At 55.8% G+C, this 22,140-nt stretch carries 14 protein-coding genes and 1 pseudogene; 11 read left to right on the top strand and 4 right to left on the bottom strand.

Annotation, left to right across the window (positions count from 1 at the left end):
* Positions 1 to 203 precede the first annotated feature (203 nt).
* From J3474_RS21740 to J3474_RS21730, 3 genes and pseudogenes are all read right to left on the bottom strand, one after another.
* Positions 204 to 746 (bottom strand): annotated as a pseudogene (locus tag J3474_RS21740) (transposase); the annotation flags it as partial.
* Positions 747 to 1,030: 284 nt separating this feature from the next.
* Positions 1,031 to 1,876 (bottom strand): WcbI family polysaccharide biosynthesis putative acetyltransferase, encoded by an 846-nt coding sequence (locus tag J3474_RS21735; RefSeq protein ID WP_207095608.1) that lies wholly within the window; start codon positions 1,874 to 1,876, stop codon positions 1,031 to 1,033.
* The gene (locus J3474_RS21730) at positions 1,873 to 3,375 is read right to left on the bottom strand and encodes a GSCFA domain-containing protein (RefSeq protein ID WP_242528559.1); all 1,503 of its coding nucleotides are present in this window, start codon (positions 3,373 to 3,375) and stop codon (positions 1,873 to 1,875) included. Before J3474_RS21730 ends, J3474_RS21735 begins: the two co-directional genes overlap by 4 nt.
* 225 nt (positions 3,376 to 3,600) lie before the next feature.
* Here J3474_RS21730 and J3474_RS21725 point away from each other — a divergent pair, with 225 nt between their 5' ends.
* From J3474_RS21725 to J3474_RS21675, 11 genes are all read left to right on the top strand, one after another.
* Complete coding sequence (locus tag J3474_RS21725) at positions 3,601 to 3,927, top strand: hypothetical protein (RefSeq protein ID WP_242528558.1); 327 nt, start codon at positions 3,601 to 3,603, stop codon at positions 3,925 to 3,927.
* Positions 3,928 to 4,459: 532 nt separating this feature from the next.
* Positions 4,460 to 5,950 (top strand): group II intron reverse transcriptase/maturase, encoded by a 1,491-nt coding sequence (gene ltrA, locus J3474_RS21720; protein WP_308633014.1) that lies wholly within the window; start codon positions 4,460 to 4,462, stop codon positions 5,948 to 5,950.
* 175 nt (positions 5,951 to 6,125) lie between these two features.
* A complete protein-coding gene (locus tag J3474_RS21715) occupies positions 6,126 to 7,913 on the top strand; it encodes a hypothetical protein (RefSeq protein ID WP_207095606.1) in 1,788 nt (595 codons plus the stop codon).
* Positions 7,914 to 7,938: 25 nt separating this feature from the next.
* The gene (locus J3474_RS21710) at positions 7,939 to 9,927 is read left to right on the top strand and encodes a DUF4214 domain-containing protein (RefSeq protein ID WP_207095605.1); all 1,989 of its coding nucleotides are present in this window, start codon (positions 7,939 to 7,941) and stop codon (positions 9,925 to 9,927) included.
* 3 nt (positions 9,928 to 9,930) lie between these two features.
* On the top strand, positions 9,931 to 13,062 hold the full coding sequence (locus tag J3474_RS21705) for a glycosyltransferase (RefSeq protein ID WP_207095604.1): 3,132 nt from the start codon (positions 9,931 to 9,933) through the stop codon (positions 13,060 to 13,062).
* A gap of 502 nt (positions 13,063 to 13,564) precedes the next feature.
* A complete protein-coding gene (locus J3474_RS21700) occupies positions 13,565 to 15,115 on the top strand; it encodes a glycosyl hydrolase family 28-related protein (protein WP_207095603.1) in 1,551 nt (516 codons plus the stop codon).
* Between the two features lie 159 nt (positions 15,116 to 15,274).
* Positions 15,275 to 16,438, top strand: coding sequence for a Wzz/FepE/Etk N-terminal domain-containing protein (locus J3474_RS21695; RefSeq protein WP_207095602.1), 1,164 nt, complete (start codon positions 15,275 to 15,277; stop codon positions 16,436 to 16,438).
* Positions 16,439 to 16,446: 8 nt separating this feature from the next.
* Positions 16,447 to 17,235, top strand: coding sequence for an ABC transporter permease (locus tag J3474_RS21690; RefSeq protein ID WP_207095601.1), 789 nt, complete (start codon positions 16,447 to 16,449; stop codon positions 17,233 to 17,235).
* Positions 17,232 to 17,879: an ABC transporter ATP-binding protein gene (locus J3474_RS21685; RefSeq protein ID WP_207095600.1), complete on the top strand. Its 648-nt coding sequence runs from the start codon at positions 17,232 to 17,234 to the stop codon at positions 17,877 to 17,879. The genes J3474_RS21690 and J3474_RS21685 overlap by 4 nt, the downstream gene beginning before the upstream one ends.
* A 359-nt stretch (positions 17,880 to 18,238) precedes the next feature.
* Entirely contained in the window at positions 18,239 to 19,282 is a 1,044-nt protein-coding gene (locus tag J3474_RS21680; RefSeq protein ID WP_308633007.1) for a polysaccharide biosynthesis/export family protein, read from the top strand.
* 61 nt (positions 19,283 to 19,343) lie between these two features.
* Entirely contained in the window at positions 19,344 to 20,621 is a 1,278-nt protein-coding gene (locus J3474_RS21675) for a glycosyltransferase family 1 protein (protein ID WP_207095598.1), read from the top strand.
* Between the two features lie 386 nt (positions 20,622 to 21,007).
* On the opposite strand, the gene J3474_RS21670 is transcribed toward J3474_RS21675, so the two are convergent.
* Positions 21,008 to 22,071, bottom strand: a protein-coding gene (locus J3474_RS21670; protein WP_207095597.1) for an IS630 family transposase whose coding sequence is annotated in 2 segments (ribosomal slippage) — positions 21,008 to 21,577 and positions 21,580 to 22,071 — 1,062 coding nt in all. Because the reading frame shifts where the segments join, the coding sequence is not laid out codon by codon here.
* Positions 22,072 to 22,140: the final 69 nt, after the last annotated feature.

Genomic DNA, 22,140 nt, shown 5'->3' with positions numbered 1-22,140 from the left:
AGCCTCAGCGCTCCTTGGTATAACGCCAGCAACCGGCGGACCTGGGCCGCATCTTTGCTGTTCCGCGCCGCAGCCCGAACCTGTCCTGCGCTGAAATCCTCCCGCAACTTGATCGCCGCCGCCATCGCAAACCTCCAACAGTTTGCCATGGTGAATCATGTCACGATCGAACCGGAAACCCGCCGTGAGTCAGATTCCACAGGTTTTGGTATCAGCTTCGCGGACTTGTCCTTCCAATGCTCGGGGATATGCCCAGCCTTGATGTCCGCCTTTTCGGCATTGGTATTGCGCTGACGCGGAGCCGCCACGAGAGATGCATCGATGATCTGCCCCGATATCGGAATATAACCGGCCTCACCCAGCATGGCGTCAAATCGGGCGAACAGAGTGCTGATGGCTCCCGCCTTGCTCAACCGTTCCCTAAACAGCCAGATCGTCTTGGCGTCGGGAACCCGGTCCGAGAGGCCCAGTCCCAGGAAGCGCATGAAAGACAGTCGGTCGTTGATGGGATAATCGGTGCGTTCATCCGACAGTGTATTGATCGTCTGTATCACCAGAACTTTGAACATCAAAATAGGGTCAAGCGGCGGGAGGCCACGCTTTGCTCCGTCCGCATAGGCCAGCGCCTTCTCCAAATCGGGACGGAACTGTTCAAAATCTACCGCGCGGGAAAATGTCTCGAGCTGGTCGCCGAGACCGCTCAGCCGCGCAAGCCGCTCCTCAACGACCTCGACCGCCTCCAGCAGGCCACCCTTGAAAAAGGCGGCAAAGCCATCACCGTGCTTCCGCCCACCGCCGGAATGGTCGGCTACGTGTTCTAGGCCGCCGGCATCGCAATTCCTTCCAACATCCGCGAATAGGCCGCCTGAGCCGATACCTCATACAAGCCCAATTGTGGTGCTAAGGAATCTCCGCGCCCGTTTATCGCATTGATTACAATCGAGTTTGTGAAATGAGGTGTCAAGGCGGGTCAAAGACTGTTCAGACGAACCCAGCCACTTCTTGCTACGCCCACCCGCGCCTATGCCTCCTAGCCGCGAATAATTGAAGCGATATGATCTACGTGCTGATGAGGTTCGAAGCCATCAGGGTCATACTTGCGGTACACATCGAATGAACCGTAAATAAAATGTTCCAAGTTAAACGGACGATAGCTTTCGTGATCCTTGAAGACGTAAGAACCCGTTACACCAAGAGTTTCTGCAATTTCTGGATAAACGGAAAAATGAGGACCTGATGTAAGGTTGTCGTGTGGCATAACTCCTGAGACTGGCTTCTTACCCTGAAGCTTTATCAATTCTGTCGAAATATCATATAGTACACGAATCTTCGGATGATTGATGCTATACATGAAGGCGCTCTCACGACCCCAGCGGCGTATTGGCTCCGAAATATCTACACCCGTTTTGAGAACCTCCGATACGAGCCTATCCCGTTCCGCTGACCAGATACCGAAATAACCACAGCTATCGAAAAAATCCCTGTTAAAGTGGCGCAGAGTGTCGCTTTCGCTTAGTCCGGCTTTGAAGCAAGCGAAGGCGATAGCGGAATGGTAGTGATTAGTGGGCCCACTAACTAAGTCGCCACCATGCTTGATGTAAGTAAGGTCAGGGTGATATGCCCGAAATGTAAACATCGGCAAATCGACCCAAGGTTTATCTTCTGCCATTCCTAAGGGGATTAGCGCCTCTCTTATTTCAGCTGATATAAATAATATATCGGCTTCGTGGACTTTAGAAGCATAAGTTTCAGGGTCTGAGGTAAATAGGAGGACGTCGACTCCATTCACCAAAGCATCACTCACTTGAGCTTGTAGGCAGTTTGCAAAGCCGTAAGTTTGACAATTTGATATGACTAGCCAGTTATCCATCGTCATGCCCTGGCCTGATCCATAATTTCCTCGTCGCATATAATGCTATCTTTCGGCTCAGCTATAAGAAATTCTGGAGGAATTTCGCGTATTACCTTCTTACAGTCAATATAATTATTCATAAAACAGCGCATTGCGTGCGAAACGCCAGTTGAATTTACTTCACGCCAGTCGTTCTCATAGTAAAGGCCGCCAGAGAAGCTACCCGTAATAATTTCGTAGGATGGAAAATAATCCACCCAATCGAACTCTTGGAATGCCATGTCTGCAGCGACGCGTAGTACCGACTTGCTATAGACTGTCGAAACTAAGACGGAACGAGGCTCATATGTGGCAATGAGTGGGACGGGGGAGACCGTTAGCAGTACCTTCGCAGTTGGATTAAGCTTATGAAAGCGGCGCAAAAAGTTGCTCAAAGAGCCATAAGTCTCATCAACTCCAAAGTTCACGAATTCATATTTTTCTTTATTATAGGATCCGCCAACCACGCCGGGCGCCGCCGAGAATACGCTGCCATCCTCTTTAGAACGCCAAGCCTCGGTTAAGCCAAGTGTGAATACAAATACATCGACGTTAGTTAGTAGGTCTCTGACTGCTCGGAGGTGAATCTCGCGATCTTCTAAAACGGCCGCGGCGCTGTCAAAGCCTTCCGGCTGAATTTGCTGCCGGAACGGATCTACAAATCTGCCATCTGAACGTTGCCATGCACGCTCGGCGGGAATCCTTTCACCAAAGGCCTCCAGATGTAATTGAAGAAGTTGTTCGGGGGTGTAGATATTTCCATAACGCGCTGAAAAGACGCCAAAATTCTTCGATTTTCGATCTTCTTCAGAAAAGCTAGCGCCATCCTCGGTAACATAATAGTTGAACCCAGCCCCCATAATTCGACGCGAGATGTGTTGCGCGAAACAACTCCCCGCAGTTCCTACCCGCGCTTCCGGTGATATTTTGAAGCGCGTGCTGATTACCGGGTCCACTCGGTGAGTCTCGACCGCAGAAATTGCCTTGCGCCAGAACTGATGGGCCGGCAGTCCTTGGTAGGGGTTCGACGACCGCTGCTGTTGACTTTCAGTAGATACATTTACACGAATGGTTTGAAACAAGGCGCCTAGTAAGCGATTATCAGGCCACATGTCATAATCAGACGGCCTTCCTGGATGTTCAATCTCTATTGCCAACTCAAGGCTATCCGAAGCGCGCTCCTGAGGGACAAGAGCTGTCACAATAATACTTTGAGAAACCAGATGCTCTGTGAAGCGAAAAGTTTGAGAAAGTCCGTTGGCAGCCTTTACGGAAAGCGACTGCCATCCAATATCAGGTCTGACGAACGGCTTTAGGTCAATTTTGATATCGACCGTATCAGGCCATTTCGAGCTTGTAGGAATGATTATCTTTGCGAAATCACCTGCCGTCCAACGACCTTCGTGCTCAATACTAGAGAAGCCATCTAAAGACAACTCATTGTTGGCTTGATTGAAACTAATAAGTCCATTGATTTCGTGCATTACCAACCTCGTTGTCGCATTCCATTGCCGTCGCATTTGCGAGTGCCGCCTGCAAGATGGTTTAAGGTTATCTACAGACAAGATTGCTTTCAGATCAACCGTTTTGGATGCGACTTTGTGTGGCTGAGTTCTTTCGCGGTTTTCCCACCTTTGCAGGTCCTCAGTATGAAGCGGCGCGACAGGATCGTGACGTCAGTCTGACCGTAAGATGGCTTTGTTGCACAGATGGCGGAGGGATTCCATGTTGCCAAGGCCAGCTTCGATACCCGGCCCATCTTCCACCAGTCCGACGCTGCCATCCGCGGCCACGTATTTTGCTCCTTTATCGCCCTGACCCTGGCGAAACATCTCATGCGCATGTGTGAGGAGAAAGGCATCAAGCCCGAATGGCAGCCGCTCCTCAACGATCTCGATCGCCTCCAGCAGGCCACCATCGAGAAGGACGGCAAGGTCATTATCACTCGCACCCATGTCAGCGGGGATGTCGGCAACGTCTTCAAGTCCGCAGGCATCGCCTTGCCGCACAACATCGACGAGCACCCTGCCGACTGAGCGACGGCTGCATCATCACCAAAGGATGTAGTGGTAACGCGCAATGACGCGGAATCAACTCATTGATACAAGACAATTTTATAAAACGAGGTGTTCAACTTGGGGTGCGCCGGGCGAAGCTGGCGCGATCGAGCCGGTGAAAGTCCGGCCCGGGTCAAGGGGTAGCACCCGCCCGGTAGCGAGTGTTGCGGCGTGGAAGGTGACGACCACGGCGAAGTGTACACAGCAATCATATGGGGTGTGGAAGTGAGCCACGAAAGTGAAGAAACTGCCGGGGTCGAGGCGTTCCCAAGCGCCGAAGGCAACATGTGCGGCACCGCTATGCGAGGTCCCGTCACCCTGCCGGGGGCGAGGGCCACATCACGTATGAAAGGATCGCGTCGGAACCCGGGAGATCTCCTGTCTGGCCGGGCGGCGTCAGCCGCGCCGGTCCGCGCCGGAAAGCCGCACGGCAAAGGAAGAAGGAGAAGTTCACCGCGCTCTTCCGGCACATCGCGGCCGATGCACTACGGACGGCATTTTATGCGCTCAGGTGCAAGGCTGCCCCCGGAGTGGATGGCATGACGTGGCAGGACTACGAGGAAGATCTCGAGTTCCGGTTCGCGGTCTACACAAACGGGTCCAACGGGGAGCGTACCGCCCGCAACCATCGCGCCGGACGTATATACCGAAGGCAGATGGAAAGCAGCGGCCGCTGGCGGTTGCCGCTCTGGAGGAAAAGATCGTCCAGGGTGCGACCGTCATGGTGCTCAACGCCATCTACGAAGGCGACTTCTGTGGCTTCTCCTACGGGTTCCGGCCCGGACGAGGACCGCATGATGCGTTGGACGCGCTGTGTATAGCGATCGACAAGCGGAAGGTGAACTGGATTATTGACGCCGATATCCAAAATTTCTTTGGGGCTGTCAGCCAGAAATGGCTGGTTCGCTTCCTGGAACACAGGATCGGCGACAAACGCATCATCCGCCTGATCCAGAAATGGCTGAGAGCGGGCATCCTCGAAGACGGGGTCGTAACTGTGGATGACAGGGGGACTGGGCAGGGTTCGGAGATCTCGCCGTTGCTCGGTAACATTTACCTGCACTACGTGCTCGACCTGTGGGTCCAGCGTTGGCGACAGCTCGAAGCCACCGGCGACATGCTCATCGTGCGATATGCTGATGACGTTGTGGTCGGCTTCGAGCGGGATGACGACGCTCGTCGCTTCCTTGATGCGATGCGTGCTAGGCTTGAGGAGTTCGAACTGTCGCTCCATCCGGACAAGACCCGCCTGATTGAGTTTGGACGCTATGCTGCGGCCTCACGCAAGCAGCGCGGGCTCAGAAAACCGGAAACCTTTACCTACCTTGGATTTACGCTCATCTGCGGCAAATCCCGTAAGGGGCACTTCCAGCTTCAACGGAAGACTCGTGCGGACCGCATGCGCGCCAAGCTCAAGGAAGTGAAGGAGGCGCTGCGACATCGCTGGCATCACTCCATTCCCCAACAGGGCGAATGGCTGAGGCAAGTGGTGAGAGGGCATTTCGCCTACTTTGCAGTGCCCACCAATGGCAGGGCGATCTCGGCATTCCGGTATCATGTGGTCAACCTCTGGCGGCTTGCCCTCAAGTGTGCAGCGAGAAAGACAAGACAACATGGGCCCGGATCTCGCAGATCGTCGAGGACTGGCTCCCCATGCCCAGCATCCTTCATCCGTGGCCGGAGAAACGCTTCGCCGTCAAACACCCGAGGTAGGAGCCACGTGCGGGAAAGCCGCATGCGTGGATCTGTGCGGGGGGTCCCTACCGCGATCATGGCTGCGTTCCGGATAGGGCGCCAGAAACCCGGCGAGCGAGCGCGGGTCGTCCTGCACCACCAGGTGCGTGTAGGCTTTGTGGTAATCCACGCCGATGTGATAATCGTAAGACATGGGGGCATCTCCATTGCCGAGGAGGTTCGGCAATCCTTCATAGGCTCGCGACACCACGAGGGGATGCACTCTTGTCTCAACGGTGATTATCTCACCGCTCCATTCCGTCATTGAAGTAAGGCACTTTCATAACGGCTTCTGTATGGATCGCTCCAGACCCACCTTGGCGCATCGATGCCGTCAGCGGGCGGTTACATCATCAAAGCCGGCGATTGCCGTTTTTCGCGCACAAAACTTGGCGAAAATTAGATCGACTTCGCCGGTCAAATCAATAAGATTGATATGCACCATGGGTAAACGAGTAAGCATTGTTGGTGACTGGTCGCGTATTGCCGTGAACGCATCGCGCGTGTCCGTTATCCAGCAAGGTAATGTCAACTGGATAGCCTGCCTGCTAGCCCCAGCCCTTGTAGCGCATGGCGCCTCTCAGACTATTGTCATGCCCTCTTCCGATCGTAAGGAGTTTTCTTCCCAATTGGCCGATCCTGGTCTTTTGTCAGCCTTTGCCGAGAACCCTGAGCAAACCTGGGCCTCGATTTATGATACGGGACCCGAGCCCCACTGCTTCGCCGACTTATACAATTCCCTGGCGGCGTCCGACCTCATCGTTGGCTTCGAAATTCCTCCGTTCATGAAGCGCGCATTCGCCGCTAGCGGCTTGGACTATGTCTCGCTGCACCTGCACCCGGTCCGCTTCCTGAAAGACTTCACCTTCAGCGCCTATACGAACGCTGCGGATCTGGCCTCCTCCCTTGCCGCGATATCCTGCGAACCCCACTCGATTGCCCACCAAGTTGCGCGCTTTCGCGCTCGTCTGGAAAAATTCCATCCCGTCCAGGCGCAATTGCCCGACGGCATTCCGATGCTGTTCGGTCAGACCGCGGTCGATTCATCACTGATCGCCCAAGGGCGTTTCATGCGCATCCAGGATTACGACGAACCGCTTGCCGCGCTTCTGGACGGTCACACCGAGGTCGCCTTTCTGAAACACCCGTTGGCGCAATGGCGCCATGAAGACATTCGGTTCCTGACCCGCGAACTTGGCAAGACCCTGATCGGAATTTCAGGCAACAGCTATGCCCACATCATGTCGCGCACCTTCGAAGGACGGGTTGCAACCATCTCCTCCTCGCTTGGCGTCGAGGCCACGCTCTTCGGCCACGATTGCAGTTTCCTTCTGGCCAATCCTCTGGACAAATTTGCAATCCCGGAACTAGACGATCCCCGCCATGTGCAACTGGATCATCGCTTGTTCGAACCGCTATTCTGGCAGACCATTCTCGAGCGCACCGGAAATGGCATGACCCTCAAGCCGGACTATAGGAACAGTTTCCATCTCGGCGCAGACTACGTGCGGGGAACGTTGCAGGATTCATCTCTGGACGGCCTCGAGGGGACATCCCCACTCCCGCCAATGCAAAAGCTGATCATTCCGGCGGCGGATGCCCCTCTGGACCGAGTGGACGCGATCGCCGGACACCTTGCTGGAGCGGATTTGCACGACCGAAAGCAAGCCATTGTACAGGCTTCGCACCACCAGATCGACCTTAAGATCGATCCCGAGCCGGTTGCGCACGATCGCAGCTGGACATGGGACAGTTCAATTGCAATGCCGGAACTCTATCTCTCCGGCTTTTACCCCGTGGAAGATCAAGGCGCTTGGGCTGGTAAGACGGCCTGCACCATGACCGTGCCATTAAGTGGCTCGGACGACCTGAACCTCACCTGCGAGGCCTCCGTCTCGTTCTTCGCAGGTATTCGCGATCAGTACCCGGCACTTCTCGTGCGGGTACAGGGTAAGCCGGTCTCTGTTCTCTTCCAGGCCGAAACCGCGATATCGGCCCATACGTTTTTCTGGGAAGTGCCGGTGAAGGTTCCGGGACCTTGCGTCATTGAGTTCGAATGCAGCCACAGTGCGCGACCCAACGAGCCTGGGCGAAACATAGACGAGCGCTGCCTCAGCTTCATGTTGCACCGCGTCATTATTTGTGGAAAGCGAGGCCAAATGACTGGAGAACCACAGACGCCTTGCGTATGGGGCTTAAGTGCGGATGCCGAGAATTTTCTCGCACCATAGATACTATCCAGAGTGCGAGTTGCTGATGCCGTTAGACACTGATGAAAAGCTAGATGCGCTCTTTCTCAGCAATTTGGGCCAGATATTTCAGTCGCGCCTTGCCGACCAAGCTTCCGATTTCGAAGCTGTCATAGCAGCCTACAAAAGCAAGCTGGAGCAGCTGGAGCAGGAATTCGCCGAGCTCGAGGAACGCGCCTCCTGCAGGTCCGAGCTGGACGATGTTCGCAAGACCCTGACAGATGTCGAAGCTCAAGCAGAATGCCTGCGCAGCGAACAGGGACAACTCCTCTTGCGCTTGGCCAACGCCGAACAGCTGGCTTCTTCTGGAACCGTCGCCAAGGCAGAAACGGCTGCGGAAATGCGCCAGATCCGTCAGGTTATTCTCGAGGCGCGAGTTGAGGCCGGCATTATCCGCAGCGGGCACGATCATCTCGTCGCGCGCCTGGCAAACGTCGAACAGCAGGTCGCCTCTGGAACCATCGCCAAGGCGGAAACGGCCGTGGAGCTACGCCACGTTCGCGATGCCATCGTTGACGCGCGGGTCGAAGCCAGGGTCGTGCGCGAAGGACAAAGCGATCTAACCGCCCGCCTCACGATCTTGGCGGATCAGGCATCACGCGCCATCTCAACAAACGAGCGCATATCGGGTGAAGTTGCTAAGTTGCGCAGCGAGATGGCCAAGGAAGTGGCAGCCCTCACAGCCGAGGAAGCGGAGGCTCTTGAAGCATCGTTGCAGGTTGCCGTTGCGAAGAGCGTGCAATTTGAGGCCGCTCGCATCGAAGCGGACGTGACTGCAGGCCTAGCGCTTCAGGATAAGACGATCGGCCATATAGACGAGCGCCTGTCCAATGTGCAGCACGTGGCGGGGGAAACCGCCGGCGCGGTGTCGGAACTGCGTGAGTATCTGGTCGGTGAACGGGGGCGTCTCGAGAACGTCACGGACGCCTTCAAGGAACAACTTCTCGTCGAACTGAGCCAGGCCCGCAGCGCCTCCGAGCAGCGCTTCATTACTGCGCTTCAGGAAGCCCATACACAGGCCGTGACACTCGCGCGCGACTTCGTGGAAGAACACGACGCCCTCGCCTATACTTCATCGGAATCGGGCGTCCGTGCTGAGCGCTCCAACTGCATCGACTGGCTCGTCCGCCAAGGCGAAAGCGCCCTGAGACCCGCCTCGACAAGCGTCGATCTTGATTCCGCCCAACTGTGGACGGACGATATTTTTGTCGATGCAGCCTTCCGTTGGCTGTTGGGCCGCCCTGTTGATCCCAGCGGCCTAGATCACTATGTCGAACAGCTCAGGCGCACCACATGCCGCCGCAACTTGCTGCTCGATATTGCCCGGTCAAAGGAATCGGTCAATCGCATTCGACACAGCCTCTCGCTCGAAAGAGACGACCAAGATTTTCTGTCCCACGCTTATTCCCTGCTGCTTGGCAGAAAGATCGACAGCGACGGACAGAACCATTACCTCACCGTGCTGCGAGGCACGAGTGAGCGAGGGCGCTACAAGGTAATGCGCGACCTCGCTTTTTCGCAAGAGGCCATTCGCAGCCAGACGATCCAGGCCTCGAGCTGGCGTTTCGTCACTCAGGCAAGCTCGCCGTCGATTCGCTGGCAAGAATTCTGGCGACGGCTGCGTCCCGGTAGCCGTGCAGCGCAACGCCACACTTGGCAATCCGCTCGCATCATGATGATCGAAGCCGAGATGCGCCGCACCGCCCAACGCTCGCACACGCGCATCGACGAAATCCGAGAGAAACTGATTGAACTTGTCTGTGCGATCCACGCAGCTGAGAATGCGCATATCGCCAACGCACTTTCGTTGTCCTTTTCCCCATTGAGTCCTGTGCATGAAACTGTCGCGCCTCAGGCTTACGCTCCCGTGGATGCCTGTCCCCAAAAGTCGAAGCCAACCCTTCAGAAGTTGCTCGGCGATACCTCGTTACTGCGCCAGGTAGCCGGCATTGCCCAAGCTATCCGTGCCGAACTTCAGGAATTGGGTATTAATTGAGACATGTCCGGTATCATTACACCATCGCACCGCGATGTCGGCCGCTTCAAAGGCCTCAAGGTAGGCATCATCTGTGCAGGATCGCCAGTCGCTGGAAATGGCGGAGCCGAGCGTTTCTACGCTGGTCTTAAGCGCGGATTTGAGGAAATCGGCTGCATGCCCGAGTTCGTCGAGATATCTTCGAGCGAGCCCTCGGTGGACCAGATCCTCCGCAATTACGAATTAGCTGCCGAAACTGATGTCTCCCACTTTGACTTCGTGGTTTCCAGCAAGGTTCCCACATATGCAGTCCGGCATCCTAACCATGTGATGTTCCTCAATCACGCCGTGCGCATCTTCGACGACATGTTCGAACGCCGCTTTCCCTACGCATCCGAGCAGGACTTTGCTGATCGTGCCCGCATTCATGCGGCCGACCTCGAGGCACTCTTGCAGGTCAAGGCGCGCATGGCACAAGGCTACGAAATTACACGCCGTCTGACCCGTTGGCGGGGTCTTTCCGCACAAGTTCTCCACCCGCCTTTGGGTTTCCACAAATTCCACCCAGGCGCCGGGGAAGGAGAATTCTTCCTTCTCGCCGGCCGTCTCCATCCCTGGAAGCGTTTTGACCTCCTGATCCAGGCTATGAAGTGTTCATCCCGCGAAATGTCACTTGTGATCGTGGGCGAAGGAGAACACGAAGAACACTTGCACGCTCTGGCCGGCAACGATCGGCGCATCAAGTTTCTCGGTCGGGTCAGCGACGAGGAACTGGTCGAGCTCTATTCCCGCGCACTCGCCATACCCTTCGTCCCGGAACGCGAGGATTACGGCTACATCACTCTTGAGGCTTTCGCCAGCGGGCGGCCAGTGTTGACTTGCACGGACTCAGGCGAACCTGCGCAGATCGTGCGCAACTACGAGACTGGATTGGTCGTCAATCCGAACCCGCAGGAAATTTCTAAGGCCCTCGAATGGTTCTGGGACAATCGCCAAAAGGCTCGCGAAATGGGCCTGAACGGACTTGAGCAGGTTAACCGGATGTCCTGGGCCGATACCGCCTGTGCACTCGCGAGTGCCGCGTTGGACGGTATACCCGAACCGGGCAATGAAACCGTCAAGGTCGCCGTGCTCGACATGCAGCCGATTGATCCTCCCACCGGTGGCGGGCGGCTTAGGCTGCTGGGACTTTACCATGGTCTCGGCGAGCAGACTTATGCTAACTATGTCGGCACCTATGACTGGCCGGGAGAAAAGTACCGCGCCCATGCGTTGAGCCCCACGCTCTTCGAAACCAACATCCCACTGACCGAAGCGCATCACCGCGCGGCAGCCGATCTGGCCCAAAAGGCCAATGGCAAGAACGTAATCGACCTGGCCTTCAGCCGCCAAGCCGAACTATCTCCCGATTACGTTGCCGCCGCGCGCAAGGCAACCGAGGAGGCTCATGTCGTAGTCTTCTCGCACCCATGGATTTATCCGCTGGTCAAGGACCAGCTACGCCCCAACCAAGTGGTCATATACGAGTCTCACAACGTTGAAGGATTTCTCCGCGCCCAGTTGCTCAGTGATGAGCATCCAGTCGAGCGCGACGTCCTGGAAGGCGTGATCCTGGATGAGCTCGAATGCGGCAAGCGTGCCAACTGGATCCTGACCTGCTCGCACGAAGACCTGCTGCGCTTCAACCGACTTTACGGTTTCTCGCCCGAGAAAATGCGTGTCGTCCCCAACGGGGTCATGGCATTTGCGAGCGCGGTGCCGACAGCCGCTGAGCGTACAATCGCACGCCTCGAACTGGGGCTGCCTGAAAAGGCCTTTGTCGGCATCTTCATCGGTAGTGCTTACGGCCCCAATGTGGATGCCGCTCACTTCATCAACGATGTGCTTTCCGCAGCCAGTCCGGAAACGATCTTCATCATTGCCGGCGGTGTCGGCGCCCAGATGCGCCCTGCGCGCAGCAACGTTATCATCACAGGTACGTTGGACGATGCCACTCGCAACAAGTGGTATGCAGCGGCGGAATTCGCAGTGAACCCGATGATGGCGGGGTCGGGTACGAATATCAAGATGTTCGACTTCATGGCCGCAGGCCTGCCAATCGTCACCACCGATATCGGCGCCCGCGGAATCGAGAATGGCGAAGCCTTCATGCATGTCGTCCCGGCACGGGCTGAGGCTTTTGCCGCAGCGATCGCCGAACTTGCCCGATCCCCCGAGAACTGCGCGGCCATGGGACGCGCAGCCCGGATGTGCGTTGAAGAGAACTATTCCTGGGAGCGTATTTCCGACCTGCTCGGTCACTTCATGACCTCTCGCGAAGCCTTGGCCGGACAATCCAAACCCAAGTATTCCGTCGTCATTCCATCTTATGAGCGGCACGCCCAGCTGGGCGAATTAGTGGACGCACTGTCCCGCCAGATCGAGCGCGATTTCGAGGTCGTGATCGTTGACCAGTCGGAACAGCCTTGGTCCCGGGTGGATGAAAACTGGGGCTTCCCACTGTGCTACTACCACAGCCCGATCAAAGGCGCAGTGCGGGCGCGCAACAACGGCGCCCTCCTCGCGCAAGGTGAGATCATCGCCTTTGTCGACGATGATTGCCTGCCAGAAGCGGACTGGCTTGCCAACGCGCGCAAGTATTTCGAGGACGAGGGCGTGGTAGGGCTTGAAGGCCTTATTCGCTCTGATCATGAGGGGGATCCCGACTGGCGCCCGGTGACCAATGTCGGTTTTGAAGGCATCGGCTTCATGACCGCAAACCTAATGGTTCGTTCCTCGGCCTTTCAACATCTCGGTGGTTTCGACTTGCAGTTCGATAAGCCTCACTTTCGCGAGGACACCGACTTCGGTTGGCGGCTGCAAGACCTGGGTAAAGTGCCATATGGGCACGATGTCGTGGTCTTTCACCCTGCACAGCCGCGTTCGCTCGAGCGGGAATCGCTGGCTGAGCGCACGAAGTTCTTCTGCAAAGATGCTCTGCTGTGGAAAAAGCACCCCGAGCGCTATCGCGACTTGTTCATCGCGGAAGGGCATTTTCTCTACACGCCCGGCTTCAAGGACGCGCTGATGGCCGGCTTTCGTGCCATCGGCAAGTCCGAGGACGACGTCCCTAATTGGATGCGCGAGCGTCTGCTCGAAGGAGAAAGTCTAGTCTGAGGTCCGCTAGGGAGTGCCCTGGCGACGACGTGACATTGGGAAAGGCTATAATCTTTGGAATGCGTGCCCATCGCCTCGAAGTTGAAAAAGGCCGTGACGCTTAAAAGGGGTATCGTGCCGGCCAGCCCCGCCAAGGAACGAACCTGGTCCTTTGGAGCTGATGGCCGGGTTGCGCGTTAGCCAACGACGGGTGTGTTTGGTTTGCTCGCCGACGCTCGCCTTGCGAGCCAAGATCACTCGTTAGTTTCGCGTCTCATTGGCCTTCTCACCGTGGGTGGTCGAATGTCGACATTGCGCTGGGTATGCGGGTTCTACAACCATCGCTTCCTTATTCCCATTGGCTAGATCCCACCTGGCGACGCTGAGGGAAACGACTATGCGGCTTGCAAAACTCTAGGCATGCTCGCCCGAATCAAACCGGTCAGGCTCCGGAATGCAACGCGCGCATTAATTGATGATGAGACGGAAAGGGACAATCCGGAATGGCTTTGCAATGACATGGATGCTGCTGATCGGCGCCACCCTCACGGCTAGCGCTCAAAATCTTCAAACACCGTCCTCATTCCCGCTTGCCGTGGCGGAAAATATCGTGCTGCCTGGATGCGCTGGTGATGGAAAACGCGACGACACGGCCTGTCTCCAGGACTGGATCAACAAGCGGCAAGGCGGCATGCTCAACTTGGGGACTGGCATTTACCTGATCCATTCCCCTCTTGTCAGCCAAGGCGCCATTACCCTTGTCGGCGCCGGTGGAGGCCAGGGCATCTACAAGCAGTCCTGTACGTCGGGTCTGCGTAGCAACGATCCGCGTCAGGATGTACTGATCCTGAAAGGCGCAGGCTCTAGAGTCTACAACCTGTGCATCGATGCAAATCGTCCCATGGAAGCGGGCAGCGCGATCCGCATCTCCGGCCATGCCAGTTCCGTCATCGTAAGCGACAGTCACATCTACAATCAGGTCACGAGCATCGCGGTCTCGGGAACGGGCCCCGGCGGGGCGACCCAGAACGCCGACGTCGTGCTGCGCCACAACACCATCGTGCCGGCTGCCCACCCACAGGCTGTGGGGATTGCCATCGGTCGGGAATCTATGAGAGCGAACACGGTCGACACGCGGGTGGAAGGCAATTCGCTGGTCTGTCAAAAGCGGCTCGGCGTCGGTACCCTAATCGCAGACGGCGGCGGAACACTCATTCGCAATAATACTCAGTACGGCTGCGCTATTGGGACTAAGATATACCCCGGCGCCCACCAGATGGTTACTTGGCTCTATTTCTCCAACACAGTTCTGGGGGATACCGATGCCGAGCACAATCTGGTGCTCGACACCCAGACCAGCACCGCGGCGATCTGGGGCCTCAATTTTACGGGCACATGGGCCAGCAATGCCGATAGCGATAGCATCCTGATCCAAGACAGTGGAGAAAGTCACAATATTCTCGGCGTGCATTTCACTGGCCATCGTACTTACATGGCCAAGGACCAATCAGGAATCGTAGTAAAGGCCGGGCAAAAAATCACCTTCGATGCGGGCACGATATGCAGTGATGGTGACGGCAATGGTGCGGGCTTTGTGGTGTCTGGTACCGCCTTGGCTACCGCGGTCCGCAACAGCACCATCGGCAACTGCGATCACAATTCGGCAGGAACTCTGGCCACGGGTATAGAAGTTACGACTAGCGCAAACAACGTCGGCATATTCATTGGAAACGACCTCAGCACGGTTACCACCCCTATCCTCTGGAAGCCTAGAGCCGAGAATGCCGCCGAAGCGGTCCTGGGCGACAACCTCGGTGTCGACACTGTTGAGGGCTCCGCCGTGACGGCTGAGCGTGTGGACCTCCCCCCCAACCGCATAATCTTTCTTTCGGGATCGGGCGTGGTGAAATGGCTTCGCGGAGGCTGGGCGGATAGGGAAACTATCCTCGTTCCAAGTAGCGGCACGATCACATTCGCGACCGGTGGCAACATCTGCAGCGCGCTAGATGCAAGACTACGTCAGAAAGTCACTGCCGTGTTCATGAAGGCCTTCCAGTGCTGGTCTCTCAGCTAGGCGGATGGGACAACCAACAAAAGGACAGCGAAAATTTCCCGAAGCTCTCGGTCTCGATCGTCTAAACCATCGCTTAGCCTTGCGTACCGAGGCATGTTGGCCTAGCAGCGGTCTGGTTCAAGCAGGTGGCTTTGAGCACTTGGTTCTATGAAGAGTTCTATGAACGTCGAACATTTGTTTCAAATTGACGCCCCCGTGCAGAGTCAGCGATCTGCATTTGTCGCATGGCTGAAAAAGCGCATTTGGCTTGTGCTTTTCGTGATCATACCGACACTACTTGCGGTCATTTACTATGGTTTCATCGCTTCGGACATCTATGTTACTGAAGCGCGATTTGTCATTAAGAGCCCGAATCAGAAGCAATCTCGGGTATCTTCTTTGGCGAATCTGATTCAAACCACCGGCCTATCCGGAGGGCAAGAGCAGACTAACGAAGTTCTTGATTACGTCCACTCGCGCAATGCTTTGCTAGAACTGGAGCAAAATACCCATATTCGTGATCGGTACTCGTCACCATTGGCCGATCCCATCTCGCGTTTCCCTCGTCCGTTCATGAGCGGAACGTTCGAAGATATGTTCAAATATTACCAAAATATGGTGGACGCGCGTTTGGACACCGAGACCGGCGCTGCGGTTCTGACGGTCAAGGCCTTTACGCCGCAGGACGCCTACCAGATCAATCGCAGCCTTCTGGACTTGAGCGAGACGCTGGTCAATCGCCTCAACCAACGCGTTGAGAGCCAAGGCGTCATCGAGGCTCAGAAGCAGGTAGATCTCGCTCTCGACAGGGTGAAAAATGCGCGCGTTGCGCTTGCACAATATCGTAACTCTGCCGAACTGATCGACCCAGCCAAGCAGGCAACTGGCGTGCTGGAAATCTCCAACACGATGATCGGGCAGCGCGCCGCGCTTCAAGCCCAGTTGGAAACAATGCAACGCTTAGCACCTGGCAACCCCTCGATTCCGGCCTTGCGCAACCGGATTGCAGCACTTTCTGCACAGATCGCTTCGCAGGAAGGTAGAGTGGTGGGTTCTGGATCTGGCATTGCTTCGAAATTGGGCGGATATGAGAATCTTCTCACCGAGCAGGAATTCGCGACCGAAAATCTCAATGTCGCTAATGCGGGACTAGTTCAGGCTAGGAGTGAAGCCCAGCAACAGAAATTCTACCTGGAGCGCGTCGTCAATCCCAACGTGCCCGACAAGCCTCTTCTGCCTAACCGTATCCTGTCCATCATTACCGTCGCAGGGGCAGCCATCTGTCTCTACTTTATCGGATGGATGCTAATCGTCGGCATTCTCGAGCACGCGCCAGACGATTAAGGTGATACATGAGCCTTCGCAAATTTCATGAAGGGTGGCGTATACAGCTACGCGTGATCCATGCGTTGATGATCCGTGAACTGCATACCCGCTACGGGCGCGAGAACATCGGCTTCCTGTGGATCATGGTGGAGCCTATGCTTTTTGCCGGCCTAGTGTCCATCTTGTGGCGCGCGACTAAAGGCTCTGCAGAGCACGGAGTTGGAATCGTCGCCTTCACCGTCACCGGTTACATACCCGTTGTACTGTTCCGCCACGGGGTATCGCGGTGCGTTGCCCTGTTCGTTGCCAACAGCAGCTTGATGTACCATCGCCAGATCAAGATCCTAGACTTCGTATTGGTTCGTTTCATCATCGAACTGTTGGGAACGATGATGGCATACTTTTTCATCGCCACCGTGCTTATAATGTTCGGGGAGTTTCCTGTTCCGTCGGACATTGGGCTGCTGATCGGGGGGTGGATGTGCTATGCTCTTTTTACGCTCTCGCTATGCCTGATAATTGCGCCTCTTTCAGAAATGTCTGAAATCATGGAGAAATTCATCCCTGTTACTACGTACATCATGTTACCATTCTCGGGCCTTTTCACGATGGCATCCTGGCTGACGCCCCGAGTCCGTGAATATATCCTCTGGTCTCCTTTTGTTAATGCGATGGAAATGATGCGCAAAGGCGTGTTCGGCAACCAAGTCACCGCCTATTATAACATCTGGAACCCTATCGTAAGTTCGGTCGTCTTGTCCGTTATCGGACTTGCCCTTTGCCGGCATATTCGCAAAATCATAGCCGTCGAATGATTGTCTGCAGCAACGTCTACAAGACCTACAAACTAGGGGGCGGGAGCAAGCGTGTCCTGCAGGACGTAAACTTAGTCGTGGAACGCGGCGATCGCGTTGCCCTGCTGGGTCGCAATGGTGCCGGCAAAAGCACGCTTATTAAGCTGCTTGGGGGGGTGGAAATGCCGACTTCGGGCAAAATCTACCGTCACATGTCCTTGTCCTGGCCCCTGGGCTTTGCCGGCGGTTTCCAAGGAAGCCTTACCGGTTACGACAACGCCCGCTTTATCGCGCGCATCTACAATCGCGATTATAAAGAAATGCGTGCTTTCGTCGAAGATTTCACGGAGCTCGGGCGTCAGCTGAGAATGCCTGTCAAGACATATTCCTCCGGCATGCGCGCGCGTTTGGCTTTTGCGCTGTCCCTCGCGATCGAGTTCGATTGTTACCTGATCGACGAGATCATTCTGGTGGGAGACCAGAACTTCCAGCGCAAGTGCCATTTCGAACTCTTCGAGAAGCGCGCTGATCGCTCGATGATCCTAGCCTCCCACAGCACCGACATTGTGCGTGAATATTGCAATCGGGCCGTCATCATCGACAAAGGACAAGCGACAAGCTATGAGAATGTAAATGAGGCTGTCGAAATCTACAGCCTGCTCTGACGTGTGAAAGCGCCACGATTTTCAGGGAAAACTCCGATTTACGAACAAGAGCTGTCGTCACATGTGGAAGGCGTCGACTTATAAACCGGCTTTTCCTTCACCTCGATCCTTGTATACCGCTCCATCGCCTAATGAAGCGCAAAATGATCTTTCCAGAAAACCGGCACTCCTAGGTCTGCCTTGCTATTGTTCAGCGCCTAATCCCGATTTAAAGGCAGGCAAACGTTGAAAACTGAAAGTTGGTCCATCCTCTGATGCAGGTTAAGAAGCTTGTTTCCGTCGCCCTGCTTGCAAGCCTTGCAGGTTGTGCTACCCTGCCTACAAGCGGCCCTACTCGAAAGCAAATTGAGAAGTCCGTGATGGCTGAGAGTGATCTGCCCATCAAGCTGGTGCACATCTCCTCGATTGGTGACCTACCCGCAGCGCCTGTGGTAACATCCCAATTCTTGTCCAATCTTACACCGCCTCCCACCGATATGCTTGGACCGGGTGACGTGTTGAACATCAGCATCTACGAGGCAGGAGTCACATTGTTTGCCGGTTCGAGCGGCGCCAGTGTAGCTAGCGCCCAAGCTAGTGCCTTTTCGGCCGATACCGGCGTGCGTGTGCAGAACCTGCCGCCAAGTCGGATCAACGACGATGGTGATATCTTTATCCCTTACGCCGGAAAATTGCACGTTATCGGCCACACCCTGTCCGAAGTGGAGACAATGATCCGCCAGTCTCTACGCGGGCTATCGCAGCGTCCAGAGGTCACGGTAACTCTGCAGGAGGCCATCACCAATTCGATCATAATAAGCGGGGAAGTTACTCGGCCCGGCCGCTTGGTGCTTAAAACTAATCGCGAAACGCTCTCCGATGCGATCGCGCTGGCGGGCGGTTACCGTGGCAATGCCCACGATCTGGCCCTGCGCGTACAACGCCATGCCAAGAGCTCGGTGATCCGCCTGGATGATCTTATCGCGGATCCTTCGCGCGATGTCCGCGCCTACCCAGGGGACAGACTGATGCTCATCAACGAGCCTCGCGCCTATTCCGTGCTGGGCGCAGGCGGCAAGGTTGAGCAACTGCCCTTCTCGCAGGCCTCGATCAACCTAGCTCAAGCGATCGCGAATGCTGGCGGGGTCAACTACAATATCGGAGATCCAAAGGCAGTTTTCGTTTTCCGCTATGTTCATAACTCCGAAAGCGAAGATACCCCGACGGTCTATCATATTAATATGATGAAAGCCGGCTCATATTTTCTCGCACAACGCTTCACGATGCAGGATGGCGATGTCCTCTATTTCGGCAACGCAGAAGCAAACCAGCCCAGCAAGCTATTCCAAATCATCAGCCAGCTCTTCACTCCATTGATGACCGTGACTGCGGCCGTGCAAACTGTGCAGAACACCGGCAACTAAGGGCAGGAAAGGCGTATCGATCTAGCCTGCTGTCGACACGCCTTTCCCGGAAATTCGATCCATGGCCTTCTTACAGCCCTTCCTTGACCTCCTTCCTTATCGCTGCGAACAAACCCTAAGCAATCGCGCCTTGCGCAAACTGCGGGTACAGTTTCAGCGTAGCACGACACGCCCGCAGGGCATGGGCATACAACAACCGTCAACAGCCGCGGACCATAGTCGGCGCCAACTGTTTATCGACGTTGCCGTTATCAGCAAGCATGATGCGGGCACGGGCATCCAACGGGTCGTGCGTGCTCTCGCTCTTGCCTTAATCAAAACAGCCGGATCGGCATGGGAAATTCGCTTCGTTGCTGCAACGCGTCGACATTGCTACCACGAGATTGCTTGGCCAGATCAGAAGCAGGCTGAGAATTTTGAACCTATTCAAGGTAAGCCCGGCGATATATTCCTTGGGCTCGACTATTCCCTCGACACCGTGCGCAGGCATCGCAAGCAACTAGCTTCTTTCCGGCGTAATGGCGGAGCGCTGTGGTTTCTCGTTCACGACCTTCTTCCTCTCGAAAAGCCCGAGTGGTTTTCGCGAAACACAGTTATCCGCTATAAGGCTTGGCTAGGAATTTTGGCCGGTATCGCTGATGGCTTTTTATGTAATTCGCAACAAACGGAATTGGATCTACGAAAGAACTTGACTAAAGTCTTCGGGCTCTCTTCGGGGTATGATTGCGCTGTCCTGCCCATGGGGCACAATATCGCTGAGGCCTTGCTCCCTGCCCGCGAACACGAAGCCCTGCCTACCCGCTTCGATCTCAATCAACCGTTCTTTCTGATGGTAGGCACGCTCGAGCCCCGAAAGGGACATTTCGATATTGTGGCAGCCTTCAACCAGCTTTGGCGCAATGGCGCCCAAGAGAAGCTCGTCCTAGTTGGTCGAATGGGCTGGGAAGTCGCCGAACTTAAGGAAGCCATTGTCAATAATCCCGAGAGAGATCATCGTCTCTTCTGGTTCGACGATGTCGCGGATGCCGAGCTCTACAACCTCTACGAGTTGTGCTCTGGTGGGATAATTGCCTCGTATGGCGAAGGTTTCGGATTGCCCTTGATTGAAATGTTGGGGCACAACAAACCAGTTCTGGCTCGCGATCTTGCCATCTTTCGCTCACATGAGAGCGCAGGTGTTAGATATTTTCCTATGAAGGCCGACACTCAGCAGCTCTGCGACCACATACAGAATTGGATGAAAGATGTGCAAGACGGCGCAATTACCGTGAAAAAGCCTCAATACAGTTGGCAAGACTCTGCACAGACCCTGATGAACGCCATCGATCCTCACAGCTGAATTTGTCCTCTACCCCGACCGTGATAATCTCCGACATGCCCGCTCTCCAATGAAAGAACTCAAGAGGTGGATTGCGCCTGTAAAAGCGCGCTTCCTCGTGGGTTCGTTGATGTTTTCTTTGTCCACTGACGTCATTGCGGACGAGTTGTCTTTGCCGAGGACAGACGCCCTGTCCTCGTTTCGGCATTGAGCCATTCTCCAATCCGTGACCTCACCTTGTAGGTTCGATCACATTCCGGTTATTCGACTCTTGGCTTCCCATTCTCCTGGAGAGTGCCCCCCGCGATGCAGGACCCACTAGTGCTTCATCAAGGCAACCGAGAACTTGAAGACGGTCCCGCCGTTGTCCTGCACCGCCAGGTGAGTGTAATACCAACCTGCATTGATCAGAACCTACGCGCCCATTTTCGACGTCCGATGGTCATGATGCGCCATGGCTGATCGACGAGCTTGTTCCAGGCTTCACAGCAGAGGTCGATGATGTTTTCGTAGGATGTGAAGACGCGGTTGGAGAGCCAGTTGTCGCGCATGAACTGCCAGATGTTCTCGACCGGGTTGAGTTCGGGGCATTTGGCCGGGAGCGCGACAATGCTGATGTTGTCGGGGACATCGAGCTTGTCGGTCATGTGCCAACCGGCCTGGTCCATCAGCACGACCGCGTGGGCACCCGGCGCGACGGCGAGCGATATCTCGGCCAGATGCAGCGACATGGTATCGGTGTTGCAAAAGGGCAGGACGAGTCCGGCGCCCTTGCCCAGTTCCGGGCAGATCGCACCAAAGATATAGGCTGATTTCGTCCGCTGATCCTTCGGTGCCGATGGCCGCGTTCCGCGCCTGGCCCAGCGTCGCGTAATTGTGTTCTTCTGGCCGACACGCGCCTCATCCTGGAACCAGATCTCTATGGGCGTACCCTTGGGGAGGATGGCTTTGACCTTTGCCAGCTCGGCAGCGAAGCCCCTTTTTTGAAGGCCTCCATGGCATGTTCGTTCTGGGCATGGTGGCGAGGCCGCGCCGTGAGTTTGACGTAGCCCAACTTCTTCAACTCGCGGCTGATAGTGGTCTCGTCGAGCGAGACGGCAAACTCGTCGTAGAGCCACCGGGCCAGATCGATCAGCCGCCAACGCACCACCCCGTGAATGGCCGGGATCGGGCCGCTCTCGACGACATCGACCAGGGCCTGGCGCTGCGTATCGTTCAGCCGGGATCGGGGACCAGGCGCTTTGCCATCCAGTAATCCATCGGGGCCGCGCGCATTGAACCGGATCACCCAGTCCCGCACAATCTGAAGGCCAACTCCACCGATCCGAGCGGCTGCACTGCGGCTACCGCCGTCATAAATCTCGGCCAGGGCCAATAGGCGCCGCGCCTGGTTCGCGCTCTTCGTCGTCCGCGACAATCGGCGCAGCGCCGCCCCGTCAAAATCTTCCCGCAAGCTGATCGCTGAACCCATGCTGCCAAACTCCAAAGTCGCAGCCCCATAGATTCAGATTTTCATCGCCTTGGGAATCCCGAGGGTTCT

Source organism: Novosphingobium sp. PY1, from assembly GCF_017312445.1.
In the GTDB taxonomy this organism is placed as follows: domain Bacteria; phylum Pseudomonadota; class Alphaproteobacteria; order Sphingomonadales; family Sphingomonadaceae; genus Novosphingobium.
Note: the sequence above shows the minus strand (reverse complement) of the source record. Positions and strands in the feature narration are given on the sequence as shown.

Excerpts from the sequence above, each read along its gene's own strand:
- J3474_RS21735 (WP_207095608.1), bottom strand. The coding sequence starts at position 1,876 with ATGACGATGGATAACTGGCTAGTCATATCAAATTGTCAAACTTACGGC.
- J3474_RS21730 (WP_242528559.1), bottom strand. The coding sequence starts at position 3,375 with ATGCACGAAATCAATGGACTTATTAGTTTCAATCAAGCCAACAATGAG.
- J3474_RS21725 (WP_242528558.1), top strand. The coding sequence starts at position 3,601 with ATGGCGGAGGGATTCCATGTTGCCAAGGCCAGCTTCGATACCCGGCCC.
- J3474_RS21715 (WP_207095606.1), top strand. The coding sequence starts at position 6,126 with ATGGGTAAACGAGTAAGCATTGTTGGTGACTGGTCGCGTATTGCCGTG.
- J3474_RS21710 (WP_207095605.1), top strand. The coding sequence starts at position 7,939 with ATGCCGTTAGACACTGATGAAAAGCTAGATGCGCTCTTTCTCAGCAAT.
- J3474_RS21705 (WP_207095604.1), top strand. The coding sequence starts at position 9,931 with ATGTCCGGTATCATTACACCATCGCACCGCGATGTCGGCCGCTTCAAA.
- J3474_RS21700 (WP_207095603.1), top strand. The coding sequence starts at position 13,565 with ATGCTGCTGATCGGCGCCACCCTCACGGCTAGCGCTCAAAATCTTCAA.
- J3474_RS21695 (WP_207095602.1), top strand. The coding sequence starts at position 15,275 with ATGAACGTCGAACATTTGTTTCAAATTGACGCCCCCGTGCAGAGTCAG.
- J3474_RS21690 (WP_207095601.1), top strand. The coding sequence starts at position 16,447 with ATGAGCCTTCGCAAATTTCATGAAGGGTGGCGTATACAGCTACGCGTG.
- J3474_RS21685 (WP_207095600.1), top strand. The coding sequence starts at position 17,232 with ATGATTGTCTGCAGCAACGTCTACAAGACCTACAAACTAGGGGGCGGG.
- J3474_RS21680 (WP_308633007.1), top strand. The coding sequence starts at position 18,239 with ATGGCTGAGAGTGATCTGCCCATCAAGCTGGTGCACATCTCCTCGATT.
- J3474_RS21675 (WP_207095598.1), top strand. The coding sequence starts at position 19,344 with ATGGCCTTCTTACAGCCCTTCCTTGACCTCCTTCCTTATCGCTGCGAA.